The organism is Myxococcota bacterium (genome assembly GCA_039030075.1).
GTDB lineage: Bacteria > Myxococcota_A > UBA9160 > UBA9160 > SMWR01 > JAHEJV01.
The window spans coordinates 326203-348844 of record JBCCEW010000001.1 but is presented as its reverse complement, the minus strand read 5'-3'; the positions used below and the strand labels follow the sequence as shown (position 1 = coordinate 348844).

Sequence of the window (22642 nt, the reverse complement as noted above, 5' to 3'; positions counted from 1 at the left end):
GGCGTCCGATTCTCGCGTCGGCCGCCGTTGAGAGCCTCGTCGCGGCGATGTAGTGACACGCGCGGTTACTCCCCGAACCCCACTCAGCATCCGACACGCCGTCGTCCATCTGAGCATCTGCGCCCTCGAAAGAGCGCTCAACAGCCCTGTGGACGGGAATGGCCGCAACAGGTGAAGACTCCCTATTCGCGGTAGACAGCTGCGACGCAGCGCCCCCCCCCGATCGCTACGCTTGTGAAAATGAGAGACGACTTCACCAAGCCGATCAAGGAGACGCTCGCGAAACGCGTAGCCAACCGGTGCTCGAATCCGGATTGCTTGAGGATCACAAGCGGACCACATATCGCTCCCGATCGTTCAGTGAATGTCGGAATCGCAGCCCATATCACTGCTGCAGCCGCCGGCGGGCCCCGCTACGACGCCTCGCTAACACCAGAGGAACGCGCCGCCGCCGAAAATGGCATATGGCTTTGCAGTTCGTGCGCCGCCTTGATTGACCGCGACGAATCCCTGTTCCCCGTAGAGCGCATCCGCCAATGGAAGGAGCACGCTGAATCCCGAACTCGACGCGAACTCCAAGACCTCAGATCTGCCACCCAAACCGGCTCCACAGTTTCCGACGCAACCAAGCGAGCGCGCGATCTGAAGCAGCTTCGCGAGCTCCTTCACTGCATCGATTGCGCCGAGATCGATCGCTTCATCGATGCCCTTCGCTCCCGCCGAGTCGTGGATGGGATCTGGGACTACTACGACTCTTCCGACGGACTTATCTCGTCCACGCTGTTCCACGTATCCGACCCGAACTTGGACAACGCCGTTATGGCGTTCCACGAGGCATGGAACGCGACTCTCAAGTTTGGTGATTGGTTCGTCTTGCTACCGGACGGCCGTACGTATCGCTTCATGCGCCGGCACGAGGGCAACGACAAGGCAGATTGGCCTGCAGCCATTGATGCGTTTGATGCTGCCGTATCGGCTTTCGACGATGCATATCGCCGCCTTGTCGATCTCATCCGCGCGGACTACGCCGAGATCGACCTAACTCAAACAAGCGCGAAAGCGCGTCAGCTCGTGCAGGAATGGCACAAACGCTTTGAGGAGCGGATGCGGCGCTAGGCCCGACGCGGGCCTCTTTGCGGGTGAGGAGCTGGGATAGCCTCCGCGGATTCGATGGCTTGATCTTGCCCCACTTGCATCCTGCGGAGCCTCGTTGGCGAGCGCTATGTCGGCAACAAGGTCGCACTAGTCGGCATTGTCAGCGAGGCACACACAAAGCCGAGTGTATCTCGCCCCCCGCAAGCGACCATGGATCGATACGCGCGCACGCTCACGGCTGACCCGCATCGTCGGGCAACCTCCGCGCGACCATGTTGGGTGCGGCCTCAACGGGGGCCAAGCTCCGTGACCTTGGCGGTAAAGTAGAGGCGGACACGCAGCTCTGTACCAACTAGGTCCAGACTTTCCGGTGCTTCGAATCGCGTGCCCCCTACCAATAGAGTCTTGGATTCTGCGAAGAAGCTACGCCGAAAGCGAGTCTTCTCCTCGACTTTGAAGCGAAACCAAGGGGCGCTAGGTTCTAGCGCCACCACATCCCCTAGTCCCAGGACAAACCCGGTTTCGCCTTTCCGAACGTACTTCTCGGGACGCAGTGGAAGCTCTCCGTGCGAAGTTACGACGCTGAAGTTGAGATCACACGCAGTGTCCCAGACGAACTCGGGGCATTCGATCAGATCCATCCGATCTAGATCGACTCGAACTTGGTATCGGGGTGCTTCATCTATGACAGGTGCACTCGGGACGGCAGACAAACGAGATTGCAGCTGATTCAGTTGGGCCTGCAGATCCACAAGCGACTGTTCGAGGTCACCTTCGCGTTCAGCGAACAGGCCGAGAGAGTCCAGTGCATCTGAGACGTCGCCAAGCATGACCAGCCTAGCTCCGCCGTAGACCGCTGCGCCGATCAGTGCAAGTAGGACCGTCAGCCCTGCGAGGAGAGTCAGGCCCATCCGGAAAGGTCGCTCCAAGAGAAGTGCGACAAGTTCCGACCAAGTGGCTGGCCTACCCGTACCAGTGGAGGCTGTCGCGGGTCTTACGTCTCCTTCTCCCGAGGCACTGACTCTATCCTTGTCCCTGCTCCTTTTCACGCTGCAACCCTCCCGAACGAGTCTCGTTCGACCAAAGCACCACCGACGCGAACGAGGGACGCGCGACCCCCGAACCTCAACTGAACGAGCGCGGTTCGCGCGGCGGGCTTGACGAACTCAGAACATGATCTGGCGTGCGGCGAAGGCACCGAACAGGGCTATCCCCGCGACAAACCCAATCATCGCTCCCCAACACGCACAGACGACGGGTAGGCTGCTGGCCGCATAAGCGCGATCGATCGAGAGAGCGTCACGCTCCGCCATCGTCTGATCAGGTACATCAAGGTTGTTCACCAGCATCGCGACACCAATGGCTCCGACGAATGCCGCCAGTACTAGGGAGAGCCACGCGATAGGCAGCAGGAAGACCCACTCCACGCCATTTTTCGCTTTCAAGGCGTCCCAGAAGAACCCGACAGAGAGCACGAGGGCCGCGCTCGCGAGTGTGACCAGCTGCTTCAAGAACGACTCGGCTAATGCGTTCGCCTTCAGCCTTGCCTCGAATAGCTGTTCAGGAATGACCTTGAGGGCGCTGTCAGACGTCGCTGTCTGATGCGTAGGCGTCTCCGCGCTCACAGCGGCAACCAAGGGAATGCCATCAGCGCCTTGTTCACCTCCGTGATGATGTGGAGCGCTTGGTTCTCGTTGATCGTGCCCTTGAAGAGTCCAAAACCGTAGTTTCCAGATCTGTACCCCCTCACGACACCATCCAGCAGCTCATTAGCCGCCGCAATACAGTGCTCTTTGTCGCGGCAGAACCCATCTGCGACCTGCGCGTGCAGCAATCCAGCGATCATCGTTTCAGCAGAGTTGGTCAGCGTCAGGCCTGCTTCCTTGAGCGCCTTCTGAGCCGTCCCTTGGACCCAGGCCACGTAGTCATCATCGATCTCAACCTTCACAATCTCGTCCTCCGGAAGCTAGCTGCGTCCACCCTTCCCTTTGCGCCCCGACTTCCCTCTCGACCGTCTCGATAGCGCAAGACTCGCAACCCCTTCTTCCCTCACCTCGGACTCAGACCGCTTGCGCGCGGACTCCGGGACCGTCTCGTGAATATCTGCGCGCTCCACGGATTTCCCAAAATCCAGGCCCGTCAGCGCTTCTATCTCCGGAACAGTGGAGATGAAATCGTCAATATCGGTTGTGTCATCGATCGCCTCCGCCGCTTCTGGAACCTCGCGCAGCAACGGGCTTTGGTCCGCGAGGAGAGCCAGAGCCGAGAGGTCACCCGACTCGCTCCAAACTACGATTTTCCAGAACTGCAAAGGGACCCTAAATCCCTCGAACACGTCTTCGCGGTACGGCGGGTCGTCGTCGTCGAGCACCGGACCCGTAAACACGCACAGCCGCAGGTCATCCGATCTAGCGCTGTCCAAGACATGGTTTTCGATCCCCTGCCAGAAACGGGTTCTGCTATTGAAGCTTCCGACCTGCGGGGTGCAGTTCGTGAAGTGGAACGTATCGGCTTCTGCTCGTAGAGCCCGAGCATCAGATCCCCAACAGGGATCCAGCCGTCGAACCATGTGGCCTCGATGAAAGATGCGTCCCAACCGGTTGCGCCCAGGAGACACGCGCTGGCTTGTGTACATCGAGTCATTGCCGCAGAGCGATGGATCAATCCTTGGATCGTCGTACCATTTCTCGCGTGCTTCCGGACCTGACTCCGCCTCTACGACCAAGGCTTCAGCCCGACTCACTTCTCCAGTCTTGCGATTGATCGACTTCAGGCTCTTTCCGTCGATATTGCAAGCCGTCACTAGCGGCAAACCGCGCACGCCGTCCACGTACACGCTGAAGTGCTCGTAGGCGAACTCGAACGGGTCATCGCCGGGCTCCGCCTGCAGATTCGCCGCGAGGCGATCCAAAACACCATGCCTCGCGCCAGGTAGGGGAATCCGGTGGCCTTTCAAGAACTCTGCTCTGTACCCTCTACGGTTCTCGTAGTTGCGGTTGACGGTCCTTCGGAACGCCTCCGGACCTGGTTCGGCGGGGACCACTACTTGCTTGGCCGTATCCGGCGCGGCCGAGGGCCGACCGAAGGCACCTGGAATGGCCACCGAGATCTCAATGGGAACACGCCAAACAGCTGTTCCATCTGCTCGGACTTCCGCACCTCGCTCGTCCTCAGCGCGGCCATCGCCCCGTGTCGCGCCCACCTGAAGGCCCGATGTGCTCTCGCCGAGGCCAAGCACTTCGGTAAGAAGAGCCCGCTGGGCGGCTCCGAGATCGCCGCGTTTCGCGCGAAGCTCGTCCACAATCGCGCTGATCCGAATGCCCTCGTTGACGAAGCGCGGAACCGGCAGACCGTCCGGCCCGCGATCCTGGCGCCACGGACCACCCCAGTGATGAAGGGCGATGGCCTGCCACTGGTTGTTGAAGACGGGCGCTCCAGATGATCCTGGCTCTGTGTCGGCGACGTAGTGGAGCACGTGAGACAATCGGGAAACCAGCCGGTTCTCGCGGAGGACCACCTCTTTCAGCCGACCATCCGGGTGCTGGACAATGTTCGCGACCTCGCCAAGCGAGTGCTTGTTCGAGGCATCGGAGAGCGGACTCGCGCCAAAGTCGCGAACAGACGTGCCTCCCGAGAGCTGCGCTCCGATGGCAACGACCGTGTAGTCGAGGTCATCTCGATCGTCTGTTACAAACAGCGCGCCAGGGTCGAACTCGAACCGGCACACCTCGCGTGGTCTCCCGAACACGTCGGTCTCGTAGTCGAACTCCGCAACGAACGACAGGCAGTCACGCTCTGACTCAAGCACGTGGTTGTTCGTAAGAAACACACCAGGTGCAACGAGGAAACCGGTCCCGTTCGCGCGCCCGTCCCGGAACGAGACGCGACCGACCGTACGCGCGGCCGCCATGCCACGCTCCAAAAACGCCACACCAACGAAGTCGCGGGTGGGTCCCCAGATTCGCTCTGGGCCTGCCTCCTCTGGTGTCGGAAAGACTCTCTCGGAGGAAGGCGCATCTAGCCGAAAGACCGTGGTTTGGACGGGGGCTAGCCTGGCCTCTGCCAAAACCCGCTCGGCTGCGCGCTCAGGCTCCGGTTCTGCAGCGAGAGGCGTACCGCGCCGAACAGCAGCGATGGACTCCATCTGTTGTTCGTTGCACTCGCGAACGCGCCGAAGCGCGCCCTCTTCGATCGACATCGGTCTTCTCATCGTTTGCTCCAGTCAGCATTCTCGCATCGTCCAGCATCCGCTCAGACACACTCGAGCTCACCCTGCAACTCGATTCTATAGTGATCCGACACCGCCGATGGACAGATTTCCGCTCTCGCCGAGAGAGCCGGGGAGCGCCCGACAGCGAATCGTGTCAACGCAGCTTGCGGTCGGCCACGGCTTCGAAACGTCTTGCAGAGATCAAACTTCGGCCGGCACGATGGGGCGATCTCGCTCCCCAATCACTGGCGGTCCAGCCGATGTCTCTACGAGTGATCCTCCTTCTCTCGCCTTTCCTTCTCAGCTCAAATGCCTGCAGTTGGGCGAACTTCCATTCCGTCCACCGCGACTTCGAGCTTGGTGGACCTGAAGGAAGGAAGGTTGCACGTGCGGACGCCCTAGATGCGAAGCAACGCGTCGTGCTGTCCAAGCGCTACAAGACGTCGAAGGGTGAGCGCGTGATGACTTGTGCCGAGCCCAGCCCGGACGCTCTCCAAGCGCTGAGTGCCGCACTGGCGGCCGCCGTCCAGGTTGCCGAGAAAGGCTCGGGTGAAATCTCCGCGAACACCGCCGAAGGAGCCCTCAACATCGGCCTCCGAACACAGAGCATTCAGCTCCTGCGCGACGCGATGTACCGAATCTGTGAGGGATACTTCAGCAGCGCGATTGGTGGTCCCGACTATCAACTGCTTCACCTTCGCTATCGAGACTCGATGGTGGCGTTGCTCGCAATTGAGCAACTCACAGGTGCAGTCCGACCGCAGCTCTATGGGATCGGCGCAGGCGGCACGTCTAGTGTCACTTCGGAGTCGAAGAGCGATGATTCTAGCTCGACATCAACAACTACGGTCTCGGGGACTGGGTCTGCCGCGCCCGCACTTACATCTCTCACGGACGAGGCGGCGCAGCACGTCGCGGAGGCCGTTGATAGGATCGTTCAACGAATCGTCGAGAAGGACTACACACTCGAGTACTGCTTGACCTACCTGAGCGAGATCGTGGAAGAACCCCAGGTGAGCCCCTGGGTCTCGGATCACTGCAAGAAGGTGTTGGACGCGAGCGCCAAGAGAGCCCTTACCGCGCGATAGCCGTCTTTGGCTGCCTGCGCTCCAAAGGTGCTAGTGGATACGCGTCCAGTACTAGAGTACTTCTAGCAGCTCTTCATCCCCGACTGAAACAGCGATCGGAGCCCTGGCCACGTACGGAAGACGTCACACTCCGAGTCGGCCGGCCGATGACGGACGTTGAGGCGCTGTGGAAGTTCTTACCGAGATACTCACGTGGTCGCGAGACCGTCCGGACTGGCAGCGAGACGCGTTGCGACGGCTGGTGACGGTCGGCGACCTCGATGGCGACGACATCGACGAGCTCGCGCTCATCTGCAAGGCGGAGCATGGGCTCGCAGAACCACAAGATCACGAGCCGCTTGCTGATGAACATCTTCCGTCGGGCGGCGCCTACCCCACTGCCGTCAGCCTCACCGACCTAACGCATCACGGCGGCGTCAATGCACTCGCGGCGGACCAGAGGATCGCATTCAGCCCGTCGTTGACAATCGTCTATGGCGCGAACGCTGCCGGGAAGTCCGGCTACACCCGGATACTCAAGAGCGCCTGTAGGGCGCGAGGGGCCGAGGACGTGCTGGGCAATGTCCTATCAGGTGCCCCTCCCGGGCAACCAAACGCAACTATCCGATTCATGGTTGGAGATGATAACAAGGAAGACTCGTGGACCGGCGAGGCAGAAGCCAGCCCCGAGCTGAGCCAAGTCAAGGTGTTCGATAGTCACTGCGCGTCCGTCTACTTGAGGGAGAAGACAGATGTCGCATTTCGGCCGTTTGGTCTCGACCTCTTCGACAAGCTCTCCAACACCTGCGAAGCCGTGAAGGAAATAGTCGAGCGCGAACAGAACGCTCTTGCTGCCGCGCCAAACGACCTACCGGATCTTCCAGAGGAAACTGCAGCCCACCGCATCGCGTCACGAATCACGTCGCTGACGAGCGCGGAGAAGGTCCGTGAAGTCGGGACCCTGAGCGAGACGGAGATAGAGCGACTCGCTGAGCTCAAGAAGGCGTCGCAGGACATGAGGTCGGACGATCCGGCCGCCCTCGCTCAAACTCTACGCCTACGGGCCCAGCGCCTTCGCTCGCTGGCTTCTGATCTTGGGACGCTTTCAAACGGAGTGTCCTCCGAAACGATACGGGCACTTGCAGACGCGCAAGGCGCTCGATCCCGTGCCGCCGCAGAGGCAGAGCGAACACAGCAAGCCGCCCTAGCTGACGGACTCCTGAACGGCACCGGATCCGAGACTTGGAAGACCCTTTGGGAAGCCGCGCGACGGTTCTCGAACGCTCACGCCTACACCGACCACGAGTTTCCGGCGACCCACGACCGGGCGCGATGTGTCCTTTGCCAACAAAATCTCGAAAGGGCCGCGGTCGAGAGGCTTTGCCAGCTTGAGGACCTCGTCCAATCTACCGCGCAGAAACAGCTAGACGAGGCCTCGACCGAGTTCAATCGACGGCTGCGGCATCTTGAGGACCTCTCGTTCTCAGGCGAATCGATCAACACAGCGGTCGAGGACCTGAGGATCGAGGCGGAGCAGCTCGCCGAGACGGTCGAAAGGGCCCTCGCTGAGGGTAGCGAAACTCAATCCGAGGTTGTCTCTGCAGTTTCCGCCAAATCACCTATCCCCGCGACACGCAGTATCCGGTTCCCGACTGAGGAAGTGAACTCTCAGGCCCAGGCGGTCGAGAACCGGGCCACGCTGCTCACATCTGGTAGCGACCCGAGCCGACTTGATCGGCTAGTAGACGAGCTACAAGAACTTGAAGCGCGGGCGAGCCTCAGCAAGAAGCTGCAGGGCGTGCTGGACGAGATCGAGAGGCAGAAGCGACTAGCTGCCTACCAGGTGTGCCTGAAGGACACAGGCACCGGAGCGATTACACGGAAGAATACCGAGGTCACAAAGAGAGTCGTCACGGAGAGACTCGCCTCAAGCTTCCTGGCAGAGCTCGCGCGCCTGAAATTCGCGCATGTCGAGATGGAACTGCGTGCAGCTGGGGGTGCACGAGGGACGCTCTTCCACGAGATCGTGCTCAAACGAGCCCCGGGGGTTGAAGTCCCGAAGGTGGTCAGCGAAGGGGAAGGCCGCACGCTCTCCATTGCTGCGTTCTTCGCCGAGCTGAGCACCGCAGAGAACCCGTCCGCGATTCTCTTCGACGATCCCGTGTCTTCGCTCGATCACGACTGGCGCGAAAACGTAGCGCGGAGACTCGCAGAAGAATCGCTTTCTCGGCAGGTCGTCGTGTTTACCCATGACATCGTCTTCATGGTTGCCCTGGCTGCCTGTGCCGAAGAGGTCGGCGCGGAGTGCAAGCATCAATACGTACGCCAGGAGCGAAACATCGGCGCTGGCGTTGCATCTCCAGATCTTCCATGGATCGCAATGAAAACGAGAGACCGGATCGGCGTTCTTCGGAAAATGCACCAGGGCGCAGACAAGATATTCCGGACACGCACGGAGACCGAGTACGAGCGAGAGGCGATCCTGATCTACGGCTTTCTGCGTGAGGCTTGGGAACGGGCTCTGGAGGAGGTCCTTCTCGGCGGGGTCGTCGAACGCTACCGGAAGAGTGTTCAGACCCGGCAGATCATCCAGCTGTCACGGATCACGAAAGAGGAATGCGAGACGCTCGAAAGCGCGATGACCAAGTGTTCGCGATTCCTTCCTGGCCACGACAAGTCACCCGCCGAGAATCCTCCACTCCCTGATGGAGACGAGCTTCGCAAAGATATCGATACAATCGACCACTGGGTCAAGGCAATCAACAAGCGACGCTAGGCCAACCTCCTCTGCCGTTCCGATCGCGCTCGCCCTGATCGCCTCGAGCTTCCGATGGACCTTCCGCCGCCGAGATCGGCTCGACGACGAACGCGAGGATCGCAACCGGATCAAAACTCAGGATTCGCGCGGGACCAGCTCGGGGCGACCGTGGACAAGACGCCGCGACCTGAAAACCAGGGACTGCGCTGAGTCGAGGACAAGGGCGCTCAAGCGACGTGTTGTCTGGCGAAACTACCTGCGGTTACGAATCAAGGCGCGGATTCTCCGGGAGAAGAGCCAGTTCCCTAGGCGCTGGCGGAGCGAGTGCAGCGAGGGCTTCAGTCTCTCCTCGGGTTGAACCGCGAGATTGAACCGCTCTATCTCTCCCCAGTCGTATTTCTCGGGCTCCGAGATTTTCCAGAGCCACCGGTGGCGCCTGCCGCGCCGGCGCGTCTGTAGTCGGCATGAGCCACGCGGTTTCGCGCCTGCCTGAAGTCGCACGCGAAGTCGCTGGGAACCGGGGACTCGTAGTAAGAGACATGGTTCTCCCAGCGCGGAGCGTCTCCCGTAAGGATGCGCTCCCTACGGATTCGCATGAGCTTCTCAGCCTCGGCCTGGAGGATGCGATCGCATTCTTCGTGTGGAACGGTGCCAAGGCGGCCCCGTTCGCGCTTGATATTCCCGAGGTAGAACTCGTAGAGATGGTGCGGAAAGCGCGCGTACGCATCGAACATGGCCAAGAGAAGCCGCTTGTCCGTCCTACCACCGAAGTTGACGGCGGAGAAGTCTGCGAAATCGAGAAAAGCTTGATCACACTTGAAGAACTCGTGCACCAAGACTCTCTGTAAATGGTCCCAGTCATCTGCGCCCGGAGATCGACTCATGCGTCGTCGCCCCCAACGACCTGGAGCTCAGCGGCCGGACCCGACGAATCGTGCACTGGAGCCCGTAGATGCCCAAAGGCTACCACGATCGACTAGGCGGCCTGAGGGCTGGGCCGCTGAAGCGTGTGCGCTGCGTGACCAACTAGGGCAGCGCGAATGATCGGCACTTCGTCCGGACGCCTGCGAGCGCATCGAGCACGGCTGCCAGGTCGATCGATTCGTCTCGGAAAGAGAGAACTTGGCTAGTTGGGTTGTAGCTGCGGTGAGCGAGCCGCGGCAGAGTCATCGCTGTGGGCTCAAGTGGGTCGATCCCGTAGTCCATGTAGACGGCGGAGCTATTTCCATCGAACCACTCTTCGCCTCTCTCATCGTATGCTCGAAGTGGTTTCGAGTGGTTCGCGTGCTACATGAATCTCTAGCTCGGACGCCTAGCAGGGACAGCCGGCCTCTCGAGCCAGCCGATCTGCTCGTTTCGACTTCCCGCAATCCGCGCCACACAGCCAGAGAAGACTCAGCCCCCAGCATCGCATCTGGGAACGAAGGGAGAACGATCCGCCGAATCCTTACAGTCGAATGTTGAAGGTCAGCCTAAGCAGACGCTGATCGAGGAACGCCTTGCTCGGATCCTCGCCTGCGATCAGATCCAATCCGATACCTGCAGATCGACCTCGTTCGATCAGAGACCCATCTTCATCCCGCTCTCGGTACACATCAGCTGCGATCGTTAGGCGCCCATAGGGGTAGAACGGACCGCCGTCGTACTCAATCGTATCCTTGATGTCCTGCCTGAGCTGACCGTCGCCTGTGATCGTCAACCCCTCGACCACCGGAATACCGCCCCACCAACCCGGGAGAACGTCCAAAGCAAAGCGGAGCTTTCCTGCGACCCGAATAGCACTCCCCGTCGACTGATCTGTCCCCGATTTGACCCGATACGCACCGTCATACTCGAGTCCGACATAGGGACTGAACTCATAGGACAACAGCTTGGTCGCACCGGCTTCCGATCGAATCGTATGAATGTGGTTCGGCACGTACAGCGGCACCTTGAGTCTGCGCTGCGGCCTGGGATCGCCCGGGTCGGGAACGGGGGGCTTCGATCCCTTCCGGAAATACTCTCTTTGTATGAGCAGCGATGCGAACACGGAGGCTTGCGCGCTTTCCGTATCGCCGACCTCGTCGTGGCGGTGATTCAAAGTTCCAATCACAATCGGTGTCGTACAGTCGCTGAAGGCACGGGGGGCGCAGTTGGTGACTGAGTCAAAGGGCAGCGCGTCGATCGACACCCCAGACAAGATCAGGTTTTGTTCCTTGTCCTGGTCGCTGTTCCTCTGCAACTCGACGAACGCGGATGTTGTGGCCCTCGACATCCAGTCGTTTGGCGTGAAATCGTATACAAGCGCGCCGGTGATCGAGAAGGTGTCGCTTGCCCCTCGCGGCGCACTCAGACCCAATGACGCGGCGTCGGCCCGTTGCTTCTCAGACTGAAACGACCGGCGAAGGCTAATCCGCGACCACGACAGCCAGTCCGCTCCGCCATCGGTGCCCGGCACCTCCTCTTGCGCTGTCCCAGGCGCCCCAATGAGGATCGCAAGTAGGAGCAACAGAAGAGCACTCCCTGCCCGCTGAACCCGCCGCATCAACTACTACCCTTTGCCCGCGACCAGACCAGGTCGATGCTCGCCTTCACGGTCGCCAGCCGGCCGCACTCAGCCTTGGAGATGACAGCGTCCGAGTTGTACTCCCGCGCGATAACCTCGAACCCGGGCGCAAGGCTCTCCCTCTGTCGCACGCCCATGTCTAAGTGGTTCTTCAGAGAGTGGGTCTCCTTGATGCTCTCTTCGCTATAGCCACTCACGATCGACAAGTTGTGGATCACACGCTTCTTGATCTGACTTCGCGACGGATTAGGCACGGTCTCCACTCCAGGTTGTGCAGGCCCTCGGCGCTCTCTTTAGCCCCGGGGCCGTCATCGCAATCAAGAGACGGCCGAGAGTCAGTTCACCGTTACCAGACCGTCCCTAGGTCATTCTACGGTGCAACCCGGTCCTTCCGAAAACTGCAAGAGAGATTGCGCCAACCGCGGCAACGGCCGAGCAGGGACGCGCCCGCTCATGCAGTATCCGCATAGTCACGAGAGAGATCGATGGTCGCGAGATGCCGATGCCCGCGACCCGCAAGCCTGCGTACCAACGCTTCCTCAAGCTGCTCGTTGCCGCTCGCCACGATGCGGGACTCACTCAGATGGAGGCTGCGAAACGCCTCCGTACCAATCAGAGTTTCGTCTCGAGGTGCGAGAGTGGAGACCGGCGCGTTGACGTCGTGGAGCTTCAGAGCTTCGCGAAGGCCTACGGCAAGCGAATCACGTACTTCTACAAGGACTAGGACGAGGCAGATCGGGTGGTTTTGGCCACATAGCGGCACGAGCACTCCGACCCTCTGATAGGGAACCACGACACCGAGAGAAGCCACCCCACCATGCCGACCCAGATCGACGAGAACGACATCGTCCGCGATATCGAGAGTCGTGAGTATGTCATCGACGTAGTCGAAGACTGGATCACGCCCGCCGGGAACTACCGCAAGGCTCCGATGTACTGCGCAACACTGGAGAATGAGTTCCTCGGCCTCTCGAAGATCGTCAAGGCCAAGCTCCGCAGCGAGGTCGAACAAAAGGCCAGAAGACAACTCCAGACATGGGCCAATCGCGAACTCCGCGAGCGTGTCGCGGAAGCAAAACAGGACCTGCGAGAGCGCGCCGCAGAGATGACGCGCATTGCTCAGGAGGAAGTCGAGCAGCTCCGGGGAACGCTCGAAGCCACGCTCTCCATAGACGACCGCATTCACTGGCCGTCTCTGCTCGAGACGCGGGAGTATGCCCGCGAGGTGTTCGAACCGGACCCAGAGCCGAACGCCCCTGAACGGACCTTCCTTCTCTACCTCTGGCCGCCCGCCTGGAACCGCAAGGTTGCCCAGCACCAAGAGGAACTCTCCGCGCATCGGTCTCGAACGCGCGAACTCAAGGCCACACATGATCAGCGAGAGGATGAGGCGGCGGAGATCTTCCGAAAGGCGAAGGAAGAGAAGAACCGCTCCATTGGGGCCTTTCAGGCTGCATTCGAAGCCGGACAGCGCGAGGCGATCGAAGAGTACGTCTCGATGGTCTTCGAGCGCTCCGCCTACCCTGCTCGGCTGATCCCATCGATCATCGCGAGGTTCGATGAAGAAAGCCGCACGATCATCGCCGACATCTCGGTCCCTGGCCCCGACGACGTCTCAGCCATCGCCTCCTACAAGCTTACTGATCGAAACCGTGCGATCGCGCCCGTAGAGCTGAAGAAGCGCGAGCGTGAGGATCTCTACGACTCAGCCATCAAGCAGCTGGCTCTGAGGGTCATGCACGAGGTGTTTGAGTCTGTGTACACGGAGCACGTCGCTCGGGTCGTTGCCAACGTCTGGACCACGGTCATCGACAAAGCGACTGGACACGATCAAACGTCGTGCTTCCTGTCGGTTAGTGAAGCCAGAGAGCAGTTCGACGGCCTCAATCTCGCCCGGGTGGATCCGACGGAGTGCATCAAACAGCTAAAGGGCCTAATCGCAGGCCCCCTCTCCCAGGTCGCACCAGTTCAACCGATCATGACCTTCAATCGGGATGATCCGAGATTCGTTGAATCCCGCGAGATGCTCGCGGAGCTCAACGCTCTGACCAATCTCGCCGAGATCCCGTGGGAGGAGTTTGAACACCTCGTCAGAGAGCTCTTCGCGAAGATGTTCTCCGAGCATGGCGCCGAAGTGAAGGTCACGAGATCCAGCCAAGATGGTGGCGTGGACGCCGTCGTGTTCGACCCGGACCCGATTCGGGGCGGGAAGTTCGTGATCCAGGCCAAGCGCTACACCAAAGCCGTGCCCGTCTCAGCCGTCCGCGACCTCTACGGGACCATGCTCAATGAGGGCGCCGCGAAGGGCCTTCTTGTAACGACGGCCCACTTCGGCGCGCAGGCAAGAGAGTTTGCCAAAGACAAGCCGATCTCGCTGATCGACGGATCGAACCTCGTCTATCTCCTCGAGCAGCACGGACATCCGGTCCGAATCGACGTCGAAGCAGCGCGGCGGAACCGCTAGACCGAATCGCCGAGAGAACTCGCAATGCCTGCCCTAGAGAGCTCCGTGGCCGACTGCTCATCCACCCAAGCGATATCGCTGGCGGACCAGCACCGTTGGCAACCGCGATCTATCGCATTGCCATACGCGCACTCAGATGCGATTCGCAAAACGACCACCCCTACGTGAGGAACCACCAGCACGGCCTAGGAGCACTCAAGGCTGAATGCTCCTAGGCGATGCGGTTAGCGGCGTCAGCCGTCGACATCGCAATGGTTGACCTTCGTGGCATTGCAAACGAGCAGCTCCTCACGGCACGACCGGAGCAGACTCACTTCGCGCTGCAGCCGCGCGATCTTCAGCTGGAGCGCTCGAACCGTACGAGCGAACTCGAGCTCATGAACCCGCGTCGGTTGACGCGCCGGGCGCGAATCGGCGACCGCGCCCCCCATACCCAACAACCCCATAGCAATGGCCAATGCGAGACATCGTCTCATCCTCGTTCTCCTATCGAGCGAGCCGAAATGGCTCAACGAGAACGACTCTCTTTGGTCGGCAGGTCCGATTTCAAGTATTTGATATTATTGATCTTTTTTCCCAACGTGACGAGCCAATTTTGGCCCTGCAGGCGTGCAGCGTAGGACTAGCAGGCGCGGTATGTCTGAAGCTCCTGCGCGCAAGAAGGCCCCCACGAGACGAAACAACTACAAACAGCTTCTCGTTTGCGATCCACACACAGAGAATTCCTCCAAACAAATGGACCGGTTACACTGCGGCGGTCCAGCTGCACCATCTCTGTGCGGCACATGTGTTCGGTTTCTCCAGCACACCCGCTTCCGAAGCTGCAACTCAACTACACGGCCGCCGACCGCAAAGTCGAGATCTACGTGACACCTACGACCAAGCTAAACCTGCCTACGCAAGAAGAATGGAACGCTTTAGCCCGGGGACTTGCGGAGGCGCTCGAGAAGGCCGACAACACCGCCGCATCGCAGCACATAGACCAATTCAAGGAACACGTGCTTCCATCCGGAGAGCGAGTTCTCGCGTTCGATTGTGATCGCATCGCCAAAGAGACTCGTCACGCCGAAGCTACGTTCCGCAACTACGGCGGCCAGATCAAGGCAGCACTCTCGCAAGTTCCAAGGCCCGACGACGGACACTCAGATCCCTCAGTCGACGTCGCGATCGCGAGGATCAATGAGGTAGTCCCCGAGCTACAGGAGGAGATCAAGGCGCTGCAAGACAAGCGCGATCTCACCAGCGAGCCCCGACACCTGTTCCTCTTCATTCGACGCGAGCACGTCGTAGATCGCACGATCAACTTGAGACGCGCTCTCCACGTCGGCTACACCGACCTCCCGCCGCGGTTTCCCTACAACCGCCTCGGACCAGCGATTGATGGCGCAAAACGGCTCTGGATCCTGCAATACTGCCTACCCCGATTCGTCGAACACCGGCATCTCGATCGGTTCTTGACGCGAGGCGGCGTGGCCCAAATCGTCTTGTGCCACCCGGATAGCGAAGCCGCAAGACAGCGCTCGCTGCAGTTAGAAAGAGAAGACGATCACATCAGCAACCGTATTCGTGGCCATCTCAGAGAGTGGTTGGAGTCCCACCCCGACCGCATCAACGGCGCAACAGAGGGCATCACGATTCGCTTCACTCACGACCCGATCCCGTACACCGTCTACGCAACCAATGAAGTAGCGTGGCAGAGCTTCGCATTCGATAGGCTCGCGTCCAATGACGGTCCCCAACTCGAGATCAAGGGAGGAAGCAGAGCTTACCTCGCCATCCAGCGCTACTTCGATTCACTCTTTGATCGCCTCAGCCAGCGGGAAGCCGACGAGTTGATTGAAGAAGCCAGACGATCGGTCATGGGCGGGAATTCAGCATCGCCTCGTCCGACCGGGTCCTATTCGGTCTATGTTCACGTGCGGGATGCAACAAGACTCGATCTTCGGGAATGCCAGAAGCTCCGCGGTGCGCAGCAGCTGTCCACGGATCGGTCTACGATGTCGCCAACTGCGGAGATGCTCATCGGGGATCGGCTACCAGCAGAGCAAGCCAAATCCCTCGCACAGAAGGCCGTAGCACGTTGCACTTCTATACCCAATGCGAGGGTCGAACTAGCGCAGATTCTCTACCGGCGGCAGGATGACGACGCACAGCAGGACTTCGCCGACTATGCCCCCCCGACCATCGACCTTGAGAGCATTGAGGGAGTCGAGCAGACACTGAATACACCGATCTATCGGTGCGACATCGTCATGCGAATGCCGAAGTCGACACGGGAAGTACGTCAAGCCTTTCTCACGGAGGGCGATCGCCTCAAACGTCTCGAACTCGACGTCAGCGAAGCGGTAGTCTATGAAGAAGGGACAATATTCTCGTTCGGAAAACTTCCGTTCGAGTCCCGCGAAGAGCTTAGAGCTTGGACCCTCAGAGCTGACGATCGTGTCCGTGAAGAGCTAGGCGCCGTGACCAACCCCCCAGCGATCGAGGTCCGAGCCGAAGCGACAATCTTGCGGTGGGAGTCTGGCGCCTAGATGACCTGCTTGAGAACCAAGAAATGATCGTCTCAGTCTTCGGAACCGGGAACTCAGGTGCCGCCCTCGTGCACGGCCTGCTGAATGCGCACGGAATCGAGGAGCTAAGGATCGCATCACATCGAAGGGTGTCTGCCGAAGCTGCGTATCTCGACGCCGTTAGCTCAACCATCGACCCACTCTTTCCGATTCGAGTCGTCGACGCTCATGCGTCCGGCGAAGCGGAGGCAATCGTCCTCTCCTCTGGCATGCAGATCCCAGAAGGTGCCTCTGCGGGGTTCGTGTTCGACCAGAACGCGGAGATGCTGCGCAGAGTGTGCGACACTGTCTCGCCGCGCGATGACTCCATAGTCATCGTGATTGCTAGCCCGGTCGATGATGTTACAAGCGTCGTGCGAGACCATCTCGGCGCTCGCGCGGGCCCCGTCATCGGATTTGGCGGCGATCTCGATTTCGCCCGTCTACGGCATTCCCTTCGCATTCGGAGATTGCCGTGCAAGCCGATCACTATCGTCGGCGAACACGGAAGGAACGCCATACCTGTGTTCGAGCCAGAGGAAGACTACAGTCGCGTGGCGCGCGATATTCGCACTCACCTTCCGCGGATCACCGAGGGCGGACGACCACGAAATCTTGCTACCGGAGCTTGGCTTGCCGAGTTGGTCGAGTCCCTCGCCAATGGCGCTGGACGGACACACATAGTTTCAGCCCCTCATCCAGCCTTCGGTCTAGCCTTGACTTGGCCATTCCGCGTTCAGGAACAGGGCCGCCTTGAGATGGTGGAGACACAGCTGCCGCCATTGGCCGCTCATGACCTCGACCGTCTCATCGATGCAAAACGTAGGATGGACACCGCACGGCTAGATTCCGTCCTGTAGCCCCTCGTTTCAGCGATGACGCTGGGTGCAACTGTGATCAGCCCGACGGTGCGCTTGCCCGGGGCTGGATTCTGGTCGAGCTCGAGTTCCTCGACGCAGAGCCAGCCGTGTCCCTTCTTCAGGAAAGACCCCTGGCACACACCTCTAAAGGGAGTATCGAGTCCGCCGCTTCGAGGGAGGCCCTTTAAAGTCACTCAGAGGCGTTCGCTCGACGGGCCAAGCTCTAGGCATCAGGTGCTGCTTATGGCACGCCTCGCACCGGAATGACCGCGCCAGGATCTCCTGCGACCGGAACCTCCGCCCCGCGAAACCCACCGGCCCCGCTTGCCAAGGCCCAAAAGCGAACTCGCCGGCGAACCAGCACTGCGCAACCGAAAGGCCGCGTCCGCGATTGGCCTCGTCGCGCCGCGGCGTGGGCTCGACGGCCATACTCTCCGTCATCGAACCTAGCTCTTTCCGTCAGAGGCCGTCGATCATCGCAAGCCAATCGACGCACTCCTTGGGTGAGTACTCGGCGAACCGTGCCGCCTCCACGACCGATTCCGCAGACAAGTCTCTGATCGACGTACAGAATCGGCTCTTCAGGATGGCATCGACTCGGGCTCGGTACTCCAAAGAGCTAGCTGAGATCGGGTGGTTCGTAGGTGGGAGGGTCATGTTCTGTTGTCCTTTCGTTCTCGGTTTGAGACCTCCATACGGGCGATCCCTTATGGACTACGCCCATCGGCGGCTCTCACCCAAGCTGCATCGAGCTTGTTGGAGGGGCCGCATCCTCGGAGGAACCGACAAGCGAAATTGCCGGCGAAGGGGACGCCGATAGAACAAGAAGGGAATTATCCGCCTCGGAGGAGTCACAGACGAGTTGACGATCAGGTGGGCACTGAACCTCCCCGCCCGACGGCCCGAAACCAACGGCACCAGGAACAGAATGCGAATTCAGAGGCCGTAGGAGCCCTCTCAGAGTTTCCCTGATCGCCGCGGCATTCACCTGGTCGAGGAAACTGCACCGCCTTCTCGGGCTTCCACGAGCACCTTAGGCGCCATCGCCCGAAGCAACCTCGCAAGCCTCTGAAACTCTTGGATCTTTCGCACATGCGGAGATGGCGGGCCAGCATTGGGACCAAATGCGCCAGCCGTCCAGCTCTGCCGGCTGCGCCCCCACCGAAACGACGTCGTGGAAATGGCGACGGCGCAAGTGAGATTGCGGGTCCACACCAACACGGCGCTTGGTACAGGGTCGAGTGACGTAGCACTGTGTCGTATCTCATATGACAAACGCGCTTCCACCGAAGGAGAGACCCATGGCAGCGAAAAAGAAGCCCGCAACTGCACGCAGCCTCGAGAAGAGCGCAAAGGCCATCGAGAGCGCGATCGCGAAGGAGCGAAAAAGCAAGCCGACCATCAAGGCACTCGGCGGAATTGGCGCCGCACTGACGGCCATTCGTGAGTTCTGCAAGAACTGGCCGAAGGTGAAGCCAATTCTCAAGAAAGCGATCGCCTTCCTCCGGAAGAACGGCCAGGGCACGATCGCGGACGTCCTCTCGTCCTTGGTCAGGTTCCTCGACGCGGTCGCGAAGGTCTGCAAGATCATCCCGTAGAAGGAGACCTCATGGAATCCCGCAGAAAGCCGCCCAACGAACGCTTGGCTCACGTCCCTGGGCAGCTGTTGGTCCGCGTGAAGCCGAGCGCCATCCCCAGAAGCCCGGGCGCTCTCAAGATGAGTACGGCCAGCGCCTCAGCCCTGCCCGAGTCAGTCTCGGCTCCACTCGATTACCTTCGGCGAAACGCTGGCCTCAAGAGTGTAGACGCCATCTTCTCGAAACGACGCAACACGCTCGGCCGGGCCAGGGTAACGGCGAAGGCCCGGAAGGAGCTAGCGGTGATGAGCAGCGTCACCGACAGTTCGCACGAGTATCTCGAGGGCATCAACATGCTCGCCGTTGATGCCAAGAAGGTGACGCCTGCCCTACTCAAGAAGCTCACGTCGTCCTCAAGCGTCGAGTATGTTGAGCGCATGCCCGCTCGCTGGACCCAAGCAGCAAAGGCGTCCAAGGGAGTGGACCCGCTCCTCAACCTGCAATGGGGCCTGCGCGCGATACGCTGGTTCCAGGCCAAGCGCCCGAAGGCAAGCCGCATCGAAGTGGCGATCCTGGATACGGGCATCGACGATCGCCATCCGGACTTCAAGGGTGTGTCCATCAGCTACAACTACAAACCGTTCCGAAAGCGTGACCTTCTTGGACACGGTACGCACGTCGCCGGAACCGTGGCGGCGCTCGCCAACAACAGTATTGGCGTCGCAGGTGTCGCCGATTGCAGTTTGTCCATATGGAAGATATTCCCGGACGAGCCGGCTTCCGATGGCGAGTACTATGTCGACGGAGAGGCGTACTTGCGAGCCCTGCGATCGGTCCTTGATTCGCGCATCAAGGTGGTGAACTTGAGCATCGGCGGCACGGAGAAGTCTCGGACTGAAGCGATGCTTTTCCGGCGCATGTACGATTCAGGCATCACCGTCTGCGCGGCGATGGGCAACGACTTCGAGTACGGAAACCCCAAGGAATACCCGGCAGGGTATGACGGCGTCCTGTCGATCGGGTCGATCGCCGAGAACCGTGTGCGCTCGAGCTTCTCGAATACCGGGCGACACATTGACCTGGTGGGTCCCGGATCAAATATCCTCTCAACTCTGCCCCGCCAGAAGAGCCCGTTCTACGATGGCACGAAGTACGGCGTGATGAGTGGTACCTCGATGGCAACGCCCCACGTGGCTGGTGCCGCAGCTCTCGCCGTGAAGAAGTATCCGACCTTGAATGCCCTCGGCATCAAGAAGAAGCTCACCAAAACGCAGAAACTGCCGATGATGCGCGGAAAGAAGTGGACGCCAAGCTATGGCGCCGGGTTGCTCGACCTTTCGAAGGCGCTGTAGCCTCATCTAGGGAGGGCCACTATCTCGGGGGACTCTCCCGAGCACATGAAGATCCAGCTCAAGTTCAAGGCGAGTGCGAGCGAGCGCTCAAAGGACCGGGTGGCGGCACAGCTGAAGCGACGCGGCGCCGACCGCGTTCGCCCTCTGTTCCCCGGCGATGAAGACGAGGAGTTTTCCTTGCTTCATGTCGTCGATTGTGAAGACCAAGACGTCGCCGACAAGCTCCTGCGCTACCTGAAACGCTCTCGTGCGGTGGAGTTCGCTGAGGGCGAGGCCCGTCGCCGCCTCATCAAGTGATCCCTCTAGCGCCATTTCCGTCTCGAGCCCCTCGCCGGCAGGGGCAGTCGGCAGGTTCTGTCTGTACGCCCAGGAGAGCCGATAAGGCGCCCATGGACCATACAGCCTGCGCTACACGCTGAAGAGCTGCCCCCTGCGGCGCGATGCCAACAGCACGAGACCGCCCGCCAGTAGAGCCGCGGTTGCCGGTTCCGGTACGACCTGGATCGAGGTCAACGTGCCTCGCACTTGATACCCGCCCGAGCAACTCTCTGACTCAGCAGCACATGTCGAGACGACGAATAGGCCCGTAGGCTGGAAGGGCGCATCCAGACTCAGTACCGGAAGAACGTTCGGATCAAAGCTCCCGCCGGCTGCCAGACTCAGCAGCATCGATGGGCCTCGCAAGAAGAAGCCGTCGAATCCCGGCAGAGGCGTGGAGACCTCCGACGCATCGAAGCCAACTGAAACACTACCGCTCCCGACACTGTTGAAGACTGCCGAGAGACTGAACACGATGTCCGTGAGGCTGATGGTCGCGGGGCCCAGGGACAACGTGTAGTCGGCATCGAAACCGAAGATCCCGGCTCCCGGAGACGCATGCGTATCCACAGCGTTGTTATCGAACGCGACCTGAAACGAAAAGTCGTCGCCAATGCCAAAACTAGTGGGCGATCCCGAACCGTGAACCGCGTCGATAGTGCCCTGAGCCAGATAGGCGATTGGCGCGGCCTTTGCTGTCACCGCTCCAACGGCCAACACCACCCCGAGAACACCTGCAGATTTCCGCCACATCGCCGCTCCCTCTCCCGATACGGGACTCGCGCCAGACTCCATCGAGTATGCACTATCTGCATATTTGTTGGCAAGGCTGAATGAGATCACTCTCCGCTACCTAGAGCAGCTCCTCCACCAACCCCAGCCCGGATGACGCAGAGACACCGGGCACAATCATGGGGCGATTCGCGCGCTCAGGCCCGGCCGCACTCGCCCAACGAGCCCCCCATGCGCTGGTGCCCCGGCCCTGGCTCCGCAATGTCGGTTCCAACATTGGCGACCCCGCATCGATCACCCTGGCACCGAGTGGGCGCGACCCAAAGGAGCCACCGAAGGAAGGGGAAGGGTTCCGTTCGCTAGAGCAAACCCACAACAAGCGACCGCAGTTCGAGCCTCGCTCCGAGAGCCGCCTTACCGAACCGGGCGGTGCACGCCTGACCCCCCTTCTAATCGCCACGCTCGCGCTTGCGGGCTAGACCGGCAGAACTTCGTTCCGCCACTTCCCGAGCATTGGGCGCCCGCTGAATCTCTTCTCCGAGCTCTTCGTTGATGGCTCTTCGCGATCGTTCTCTCAAACCTCCTTCCTCTCGTTCCTCCGCGCCTTTGCAACCTCCCCATCTGCCCTTTCCTGCCTCAGATCCCGTAGCACGGCCGCCGGCCCAATCGCGATAGGCGCATTTCGGCTCCCCCCAGAGGGTCACCCCCCAAAATGCTGATCGCGGAACGTCTCCTTCCGTGCTCTACGGGTCGGCGAGAAAGGGCTGCGAAGGATGCAGCGCTTCAAACCAAACGAAGAAGGAGAAAACCATGACTACGAAGAACAATACTCAAGCGAACACGCAGGCTCAGCAGAGCCCCAATGCACCGGACTTCATCGCCTACTCGGTCATCGACCGCGGCGTTGGAAACAAGCCGTTCTGGCGGTCCATCGGTTCCGCCTGGATGCACGAGGACGGCAACGGACTTCAGGTCCGCCTCGATGCCATGCCGCTCGAGGGCACCGTGACCCTGCGAATCCCGCTACCGACCGAAGAGGACACCAGGTCCTAGCGGGCCTCGCGCCCCGTGGGACCTTGGTTCCGCGGGGCGGTTCTTGCTCCAGCCCAGTGGTG

The 22642-nt window shown here is 60.5% G+C and carries 19 protein-coding genes; 12 read left to right on the top strand and 7 right to left on the bottom strand.

Going from position 1 to position 22642, the window contains the following annotated elements; all coding sequences use genetic code 11:
• Positions 1 to 240: 240 nt before the first annotated feature.
• Complete coding sequence (locus AAF430_01455; GenBank protein ID MEM7408885.1) at positions 241 to 1116, top strand: hypothetical protein; 876 nt, start codon at positions 241 to 243, stop codon at positions 1114 to 1116.
• A 1145-nt stretch (positions 1117 to 2261) separates the two neighbouring features.
• On the opposite strand, the gene AAF430_01450 is transcribed toward AAF430_01455, so the two are convergent.
• From AAF430_01450 to AAF430_01440, 3 genes are read right to left on the bottom strand one after another with little or no spacing between them, the layout of a single operon-like run.
• A complete protein-coding gene (locus tag AAF430_01450) occupies positions 2262 to 2720 on the bottom strand; it encodes a hypothetical protein (protein ID MEM7408884.1) in 459 nt (152 codons plus the stop codon).
• Entirely contained in the window at positions 2717 to 3043 is a 327-nt protein-coding gene (locus AAF430_01445; protein ID MEM7408883.1) for a hypothetical protein, read from the bottom strand. The genes AAF430_01450 and AAF430_01445 overlap by 4 nt, the downstream gene beginning before the upstream one ends.
• Before the next feature lie 18 nt (positions 3044 to 3061).
• Positions 3062 to 5293 carry a DNA/RNA non-specific endonuclease gene (locus tag AAF430_01440; GenBank protein ID MEM7408882.1) on the bottom strand — a complete coding sequence of 744 codons (2232 nt, stop codon included), beginning with the start codon at positions 5291 to 5293 and terminating at the stop codon, positions 3062 to 3064.
• A gap of 284 nt (positions 5294 to 5577) precedes the next feature.
• Between AAF430_01440 and AAF430_01435 the strand changes: the two genes are divergently transcribed.
• The 3 genes from AAF430_01435 to AAF430_01425 all read left to right on the top strand — a co-directional run bounded on the left by AAF430_01435 (position 5578) and on the right by AAF430_01425 (position 9978).
• Positions 5578 to 6393, top strand: a complete 816-nt coding sequence (locus AAF430_01435; GenBank protein MEM7408881.1) for a hypothetical protein — start codon at positions 5578 to 5580, stop codon at positions 6391 to 6393.
• Positions 6394 to 6559: 166 nt separating this feature from the next.
• On the top strand, positions 6560 to 9148 hold the full coding sequence (locus tag AAF430_01430; protein MEM7408880.1) for an AAA family ATPase: 2589 nt from the start codon (positions 6560 to 6562) through the stop codon (positions 9146 to 9148).
• Positions 9149 to 9594: 446 nt separating this feature from the next.
• Complete coding sequence (locus AAF430_01425; GenBank protein MEM7408879.1) at positions 9595 to 9978, top strand: hypothetical protein; 384 nt, start codon at positions 9595 to 9597, stop codon at positions 9976 to 9978.
• A 599-nt stretch (positions 9979 to 10577) separates the two neighbouring features.
• Here AAF430_01425 and AAF430_01420 read toward each other — a convergent pair.
• Together AAF430_01420 and AAF430_01415 are read right to left on the bottom strand one after the other, a co-directional pair.
• A complete protein-coding gene (locus AAF430_01420) occupies positions 10578 to 11567 on the bottom strand; it encodes a hypothetical protein (protein MEM7408878.1) in 990 nt (329 codons plus the stop codon).
• Between the two features lie 86 nt (positions 11568 to 11653).
• Positions 11654 to 11893 carry a hypothetical protein gene (locus AAF430_01415; protein ID MEM7408877.1) on the bottom strand — a complete coding sequence of 80 codons (240 nt, stop codon included), beginning with the start codon at positions 11891 to 11893 and terminating at the stop codon, positions 11654 to 11656.
• A gap of 284 nt (positions 11894 to 12177) precedes the next feature.
• On the opposite strand from AAF430_01415, the gene AAF430_01410 reads away from it, so the two are divergent.
• Positions 12178 to 12399: a helix-turn-helix transcriptional regulator gene (locus AAF430_01410; GenBank protein MEM7408876.1), complete on the top strand. Its 222-nt coding sequence runs from the start codon at positions 12178 to 12180 to the stop codon at positions 12397 to 12399.
• A 93-nt stretch (positions 12400 to 12492) separates the two neighbouring features.
• Positions 12493 to 14139 (top strand): restriction endonuclease, encoded by a 1647-nt coding sequence (locus AAF430_01405; protein ID MEM7408875.1) that lies wholly within the window; start codon positions 12493 to 12495, stop codon positions 14137 to 14139.
• Between the two features lie 233 nt (positions 14140 to 14372).
• Here AAF430_01405 and AAF430_01400 read toward each other — a convergent pair whose 3' ends face one another.
• A complete protein-coding gene (locus tag AAF430_01400) occupies positions 14373 to 14615 on the bottom strand; it encodes a hypothetical protein (protein MEM7408874.1) in 243 nt (80 codons plus the stop codon).
• Positions 14616 to 14924: 309 nt separating this feature from the next.
• Here AAF430_01400 and AAF430_01395 point away from each other — a divergent pair, with 309 nt between their 5' ends.
• The 5 genes from AAF430_01395 to AAF430_01375 all read left to right on the top strand — a co-directional run bounded on the left by AAF430_01395 (position 14925) and on the right by AAF430_01375 (position 20774).
• Complete coding sequence (locus tag AAF430_01395) at positions 14925 to 16670, top strand: hypothetical protein (protein ID MEM7408873.1); 1746 nt, start codon at positions 14925 to 14927, stop codon at positions 16668 to 16670.
• Positions 16652 to 17548, top strand: a complete 897-nt coding sequence (locus tag AAF430_01390; protein ID MEM7408872.1) for a hypothetical protein — start codon at positions 16652 to 16654, stop codon at positions 17546 to 17548. Before AAF430_01395 ends, AAF430_01390 begins: the two co-directional genes overlap by 19 nt.
• 1301 nt (positions 17549 to 18849) lie before the next feature.
• Positions 18850 to 19146 (top strand): hypothetical protein, encoded by a 297-nt coding sequence (locus AAF430_01385; protein ID MEM7408871.1) that lies wholly within the window; start codon positions 18850 to 18852, stop codon positions 19144 to 19146.
• A gap of 284 nt (positions 19147 to 19430) precedes the next feature.
• Positions 19431 to 20477 carry a S8 family serine peptidase gene (locus AAF430_01380; protein ID MEM7408870.1) on the top strand — a complete coding sequence of 349 codons (1047 nt, stop codon included), beginning with the start codon at positions 19431 to 19433 and terminating at the stop codon, positions 20475 to 20477.
• Between the two features lie 45 nt (positions 20478 to 20522).
• Positions 20523 to 20774 carry a hypothetical protein gene (locus tag AAF430_01375; GenBank protein MEM7408869.1) on the top strand — a complete coding sequence of 84 codons (252 nt, stop codon included), beginning with the start codon at positions 20523 to 20525 and terminating at the stop codon, positions 20772 to 20774.
• A gap of 111 nt (positions 20775 to 20885) precedes the next feature.
• Here the strand turns inward: AAF430_01375 and AAF430_01370 are convergent, their stop codons facing one another.
• On the bottom strand, positions 20886 to 21638 hold the full coding sequence (locus AAF430_01370) for a PEP-CTERM sorting domain-containing protein (protein ID MEM7408868.1): 753 nt from the start codon (positions 21636 to 21638) through the stop codon (positions 20886 to 20888).
• A gap of 699 nt (positions 21639 to 22337) precedes the next feature.
• Here AAF430_01370 and AAF430_01365 point away from each other — a divergent pair.
• Positions 22338 to 22580, top strand: coding sequence for a hypothetical protein (locus AAF430_01365; protein MEM7408867.1), 243 nt, complete (start codon positions 22338 to 22340; stop codon positions 22578 to 22580).
• Positions 22581 to 22642: the final 62 nt, after the last annotated feature.